The sequence below is a fragment of the uncultured Gimesia sp. genome, from assembly GCF_937919775.1.
GTDB lineage: Bacteria > Planctomycetota > Planctomycetia > Planctomycetales > Planctomycetaceae > Gimesia.
Map to the genome: position 1 here is coordinate 1 of NZ_CALFPF010000746.1, position 5,714 is coordinate 5,714.

Here is a 5,714-nt window from a genome sequence, read left to right on the forward strand (position 1 = left end):
ACAGCAGCAGTGGGAAACGACACTGCACGCGAAACCGAACTGGAATGTTCTCACGCCGCTCTCAGTCAAATCTTCTGTCCCGACAACGAAGTTTCAAATTCAGGAAGATGGCTCCATCCTGGCGACAGGGCCTGCGTCGAAAGAGAGCTACGTCATTGAAACAGAACTTGATGTCCCGGCGTTCAAAGCGCTGCGACTGGAAGTGATACCCGATAAAACTCTGCCTTCAAACGGACCGGGCCGCGCCAAGGATGGCAATTTTGTTCTGTCAAACATCAACGTCGAAAGCCTGCCCGCCCAGACGGAAGACACCCCCGTCAAAGGTCAGTTCCTGAGAATTGAACATCAGGGAGACCAGAAACAGATTCTCTCTCTGGCGGAAGTCGAAGTCTTTCAGGCGGACAAAAATATCACCGGTCAAGGCGTCGCTTCGCAGTCGAGCACCACGCACGATGGCACGGCGAATCTGGCCATCGATGGTAATACCGACGGCCACTTTTTCAATGCGAAATCAACCACCCACACCGACACCACCGTCAAACCCTGGTGGGAACTCGATCTGAAAGCGGAAACCCCCGTCGAGCGGATCGCCATCTGGAACCGTTCGGACGGCTCTGGTGAGCGACTTGCCAACTTCAAAGTCAGCCTGCTCGACGGAAAACGTAATGTCATCTGGCAAACCATCGTAGCCGCGCCCCCCAAACCGAGTGCCACCCTCGCGGTATCCAGCCGTAAAACAATTCCGCTCAAACGTGCGTTTGCTTCTTTCTCGCAAACCGGCTTCCCGGTGACCGACGCCCTCGATCCCGCCAGCAAAGACCAGAAAGGCTGGGGCATTGCTGCTCAGTTCGGAAAAACAAACAGCGCGTACTTCATCGCCGAAAATACGCCTGCTGCGTCAACAGGCAAACAGCGTCTGATCATCAAGCTGGCTCACGACTATAAAGACCCGCAGTACGCGTTAGGACATTTCCGCCTTTCTTACACGACCGAATCAAAACTTGAACCGCGACTCAAAGTCGCCGACGACATTCTCGCCATCGTCGATCTCAAACCGGAAGACCGCACGCCCGAACAACAGCAAAAGTTGTCGACGTATTACCGCGGTATCGCTCCGCTGCTGAAACCGACGCGCGATCAGATCGCGCAGCTCCAGAAATCCAAACCTGCTTTTCCGCAGCTCCCGATCATGGAAGAACTGCCGACCGACAAACAACGCAAAACCTACATCATGGTCCGAGGCAGCTTTCTTTCTCCCGGCGATGTCGTCGAACCCGCGCTGCTGAGTGCTTTCAATCCCCCACCCGAAAAAGTTCCCAGCAACCGCATCGCCGTCGCCAAGTGGCTCACGTCGCCGGAAAACCCGCTGACCGCCCGCGTCGCCGTCAATCGTTACTGGTCTCAGTTATTCGGTGCCGGTCTGGTGGTGACCGAAGAAGATTTTGGCACGCAAGGCGAACTTCCCAGCCATCCCGATCTGCTCGACTGGCTGGCCACCGAATTTATCCGCAACGGCTGGAACCGGAAAGCGCTGCTCAAAACAATTGTCATGTCGAAGACCTATCAACAGGATTCCACAACCACCCCCGAGCACCTTGCGAAAGACCCGCGTAATCAACTCCTCTCGCGCGGACCGCGTTACCGTCTCGAAGCCGAAATGATTCGCGATCAGGCACTCGCCTTAAGCGGTCTGCTCAATCAAAAAGTCGGCGGCCCTTCCGTCTATCCCGTTCAACCCGAAGGCATCTGGCGCGCCGCATTTAACGGACAGCGCACCTGGGCCACCAGCAAAGGCGACGACCGTTTCCGCAGAGGCCTTTACACCTTCTGGCGGCGCACCGTCCCTTACCCTTCGATGGCCACCTTCGATGCCCCGAGCCGGGAAATCTGTACGATCCGCCGCATCAGCACCAACACGCCATTACAGGCGATGATCACGTTAAACGACCCCGTTTTCATCGAAATCTCTCAGGCACTCGGCTTGCGAATCTTCAAAGAAGGCGGCTCCACACCAAGCGAACGCATCGAATACGGCTTGAAACTCTGTTTGATTCGCCCCGCTCAGCCGGAACAGATCGAACCGTTACTGAAACTATATGAATCCGAACTGGCCTACTACAAAGCGCATCCCGAGGAAGCAGCGAAACTCGTAGAGAATGCGTCGAATCCTCTCCCCGATCAATACGACAAAGCGGAACTGGCAGCCTGGACCGTCATTGCCAACGTCCTCCTGAATATGGATGGTGTTCTCACCAAAGGATAAAGTCATGAATCTTAACCAACAACAACTGCAGGCCGTCACGAGGCGCCACTTCCTCGCGCAGGGTTCCACCGGCATCGGTGCGATGGCGCTGGGCGCGCTGCTGGCAGACAACCAGAGTGTCTCCGCCAACACGCCCGAGAACGCCGATTCGCATGCACCCAAATTCCGCATGCCCGCCAAAGCGAAAAGCGTCATCTTTCTACACATGGCCGGTTCCCCTCCGCAACAGGAACTGTTCGACTATAAACCCGAACTGATCAAACGCAACATGCAGCCCTGCCCCGATTCCTTTCTGAAAGGACGCGGCTTCCCCTTCATCAAAGGGCATCCCAAAATGCTGGGCACGCCTTACAAATTCCAGCAGTGCGGCGAATCGGGAACGTGGATGAGCGAACTCCTGCCGAACTTCCAGAACGTCGCCGACGACGTCACCGTCATCAAGTCGATGCACACCGACCAATTCAACCACGCGCCCGCCCAACTCTTCCTCTATACCGGCTCTCCCCGTTTCGGGGGTGCGTCGATGGGTTCCTGGATCACCTACGGTCTCGGTTCCGAAAACAAAAACCTGCCCGGTTTCATGGTCCTGCTCAGCGGCGGCAGCGATCCCAGTGGCGGAAAAAGTCTCTGGGGCAGCGGCTTCCTGCCGTCCGTGTATCAGGGCGTACAATGCCGTACTACGGGTGACCCGATTCTCTACGTCACGAACCCCCAAGGCATCAACCGCGACGTCCGCCGCCGCAGTCTGGATGCGCTCAAATCGCTGAATGAATTCGAACTCAAACAGTTCGGCAATCCGGAAACGCTGACCCGCATCAATCAATACGAACTCGCCTTCCGCATGCAGATGTCGGTCCCTGAAGCCGTTGATCTCGCCAGCGAAACCAAAGAAACGCACGACCTCTATGGCACGACGGGCGGTTCGCCTTCGTTTGCGAACAACTGCCTGCTCGCCCGACGCATGGTCGAACGGGGCGTGCGTTTTATACAACTGTTCGATTACGGCTGGGACATGCACGGCACCGGCGCGGGCAACGACCTCATCACCGGCGTTCCCACTAAAACAAAAGACATCGACCGGCCGATGTACGCCTTGATCACCGACCTCAAACAGCGCGGCCTGCTCGATGAAACGCTGATCGTCTGGAGCGGCGAATTCGGACGCACCTCGATGAACGAAGAACGCAACGGCTCCAAATTCCTCGGCCGCGATCATCACCCGCACTGCTACACCATCTGGATGGCCGGCGGCGGAGTCAAAGGGGGCATGTCCTACGGCGAAACCGACGAACTCGGTTACTTCATCGCAGAAAAGAAAACCAGCGTCCGCGATCTGCAATCCACCATCCTGCACCTCACCGGCCTCCATGCGAGAAAACTGAAAGTCCCCTACCAGGGCTTGGACCAGCGACTCATCGGCCCCGCGGATGAAGATCATCTGCTGAAAGACATTCTGGCTTGAGAACGGAATAGTGAAACCTGTCATACCGATCTTCCTGCTTGAAGTTCACCTGCATCGATGAATCGTCGACTGAATAAAATCCCCTTGACGCCCACCCGACGTTCGCCAAGATTCACCCCGTTGTGTGTCGCGCGCGAGAACACCACAGGTTCAGCTGAAGAACCAGAACCACTGAGAACTTCAGCACCATAAAAGCCCCTCGTTTCAGCCACATTTGTCAAAAAACAGCCTCTCAAAGTAATGCGCGTCGACACACACCGCCTCACACCCACCCCCCTGCCAACCAGCCCCGCCACAGCCCCAACACAAATCCGCACCCCTTCGCCACACAATGTACGTCGCTCCCCCTTGACCGCCCCACGCCCTTGTTGAAAATCAACCACCATCAAGAGGACAACAGGCAGCCCCATTAAAAACAGCATCCACTCAACCCTTTCAATCAGCGATCCCCAAAATAGGAACGGCCCCATGTGGCCGCCCGCAAAACCAGCACCGATTTCCAGAATCCACACAGAAATAATGCAAACAACAAACAAGGGGCAGCCCCAAACGCAACGAGCAGAAAATCTCAACAAACACACACGAATCAGCATCACATGTCCTATCTCAATAAAATTTCCGGGTGGCACTGTTGGCTCGCCAACAGTGATCGAGCAACCAGCCTCCACCAGCAATAAAATGGGTAACCCCAAATAAAATTCGACCCGAGCGCAGCGAGCAGGAAACAGACAGCAAAATCTCACAACCTCTGAGCCACCGCCCCAAACAAAGCCACGTGCCGCAGGCAGAAAAACAACCCGCCCATCATACAGAAGGGCACCAACCAGGCGAGGTGAAGATCAGGAAGTAGTGATCGATTAGTATGATTTAGAGTTGAAGTTGTCGCATTTTTTCACTGTCAGACTTGTCAGGTCTGTTTCGAGAACTTTCTTTCCTAACAGGTCTTAATTGATAACAATCCGTACTCTTGTTAGATTTAAACAGAATTAGATTCAGCCTAATCAATAGTTAGGAATCAAGCACCGTTGAGGAAAATGTACATGGCGAACGAGAAAGCTCATCAAAAGAACCAGCTCATTTATGAATTCGGGCTTCTGATACAGCCTCTTGAAGCTCTTGCCAATGCAACTGACACACCTTCGGTTGCTGAGTATCGAATTGCAGTTGCGAAAGTTCGTTCGGGAGACTCAACGTGGAGGAAGTACGTAAAGGAATTCACGACATTTGCACCAGACCTTATCTTTAATCAAGAATTCCAAGACATATCACACGTACCCGAAAGGTGTTGGCAACGAATATACAATCTTCTAAATGACGAAACACTCAAAAATGATTTAGACTTACTTCAAGGTCGATTTAGTCAACAGATCAGTGAATCAAGGGGAACCTTTTTTGAGCTTATCGAACATATCCCAATAGAATGGCAACCGGTTGTATTTCAGGCAAACACCCCGTTTACGTCATATCTTAAAATTAAGGAAGCATTTGTGTCAGTAAAAAATCGGCTTGACTACTTCGATCGATATCTCAAGCCAGACTTTTTTCCTATGTTTCTTGCGTCCGTCGATCGTTCCGTTTCAATTAGACTTATAACCACGGCGGGCAATTCGTCTTACGGAGTAACTGCAGTGGCTGCTGTGTCTCGACTTGCCGCACATGAATTTTCAAGACTTCAATTGATCGAAGTCACACCAAATAATCTTCACGACCGCAACCTTCGAATCGACGAACAAAACTTCACATTAGGCCCGGGAGTAGATCGGGCAGGTATGGCTTTAACGAACTTCGGCCCGTCCGACAGCTCCGAAAATGGGCATCGAGAATTAGATCGAATCATTTCGAATGGTCGCGTTGTGGTTTAATTAGAAAAACCAATACGTCATTTCTCCTGGTGTAGCTTTATAAATAAGCAACGCATCGAAATAACGCTCTTTAGCCATCCGTCAAATGTTCAGAATACGCTTCTTTTTGAGCATCTACCTGATCAGT

At 53.0% G+C, this 5,714-nt stretch carries 4 protein-coding genes; 3 read left to right on the forward strand and 1 reads right to left on the reverse strand.

The genetic code is table 11. The features are described 5' to 3' along the window. Both Q0294_RS21170 and Q0294_RS21175 read left to right on the forward strand, forming a co-directional pair. The coding region (locus Q0294_RS21170; RefSeq protein WP_299469423.1) for a DUF1553 domain-containing protein at positions 1-2,263 on the forward strand (2,263 nt) is incomplete at its 5' end. Between the two features lie 4 nt (positions 2,264-2,267). Beyond that, positions 2,268-3,725 carry a DUF1501 domain-containing protein gene (locus Q0294_RS21175; RefSeq protein WP_299469425.1) on the forward strand — a complete coding sequence of 486 codons (1,458 nt, stop codon included), beginning with the start codon at positions 2,268-2,270 and terminating at the stop codon, positions 3,723-3,725. A 20-nt stretch (positions 3,726-3,745) separates the two neighbouring features. On the opposite strand, the gene Q0294_RS21180 is transcribed toward Q0294_RS21175, so the two are convergent. Next, positions 3,746-4,417 carry a hypothetical protein gene (locus tag Q0294_RS21180; RefSeq protein WP_299469427.1) on the reverse strand — a complete coding sequence of 224 codons (672 nt, stop codon included), beginning with the start codon at positions 4,415-4,417 and terminating at the stop codon, positions 3,746-3,748. Positions 4,418-4,765: 348 nt separating this feature from the next. Between Q0294_RS21180 and Q0294_RS21185 the strand changes: the two genes are divergently transcribed. Beyond that, complete coding sequence (locus tag Q0294_RS21185; protein ID WP_299469429.1) at positions 4,766-5,587, forward strand: hypothetical protein; 822 nt, start codon at positions 4,766-4,768, stop codon at positions 5,585-5,587. The last annotated feature ends 127 nt before the right edge of the window (positions 5,588-5,714 follow it).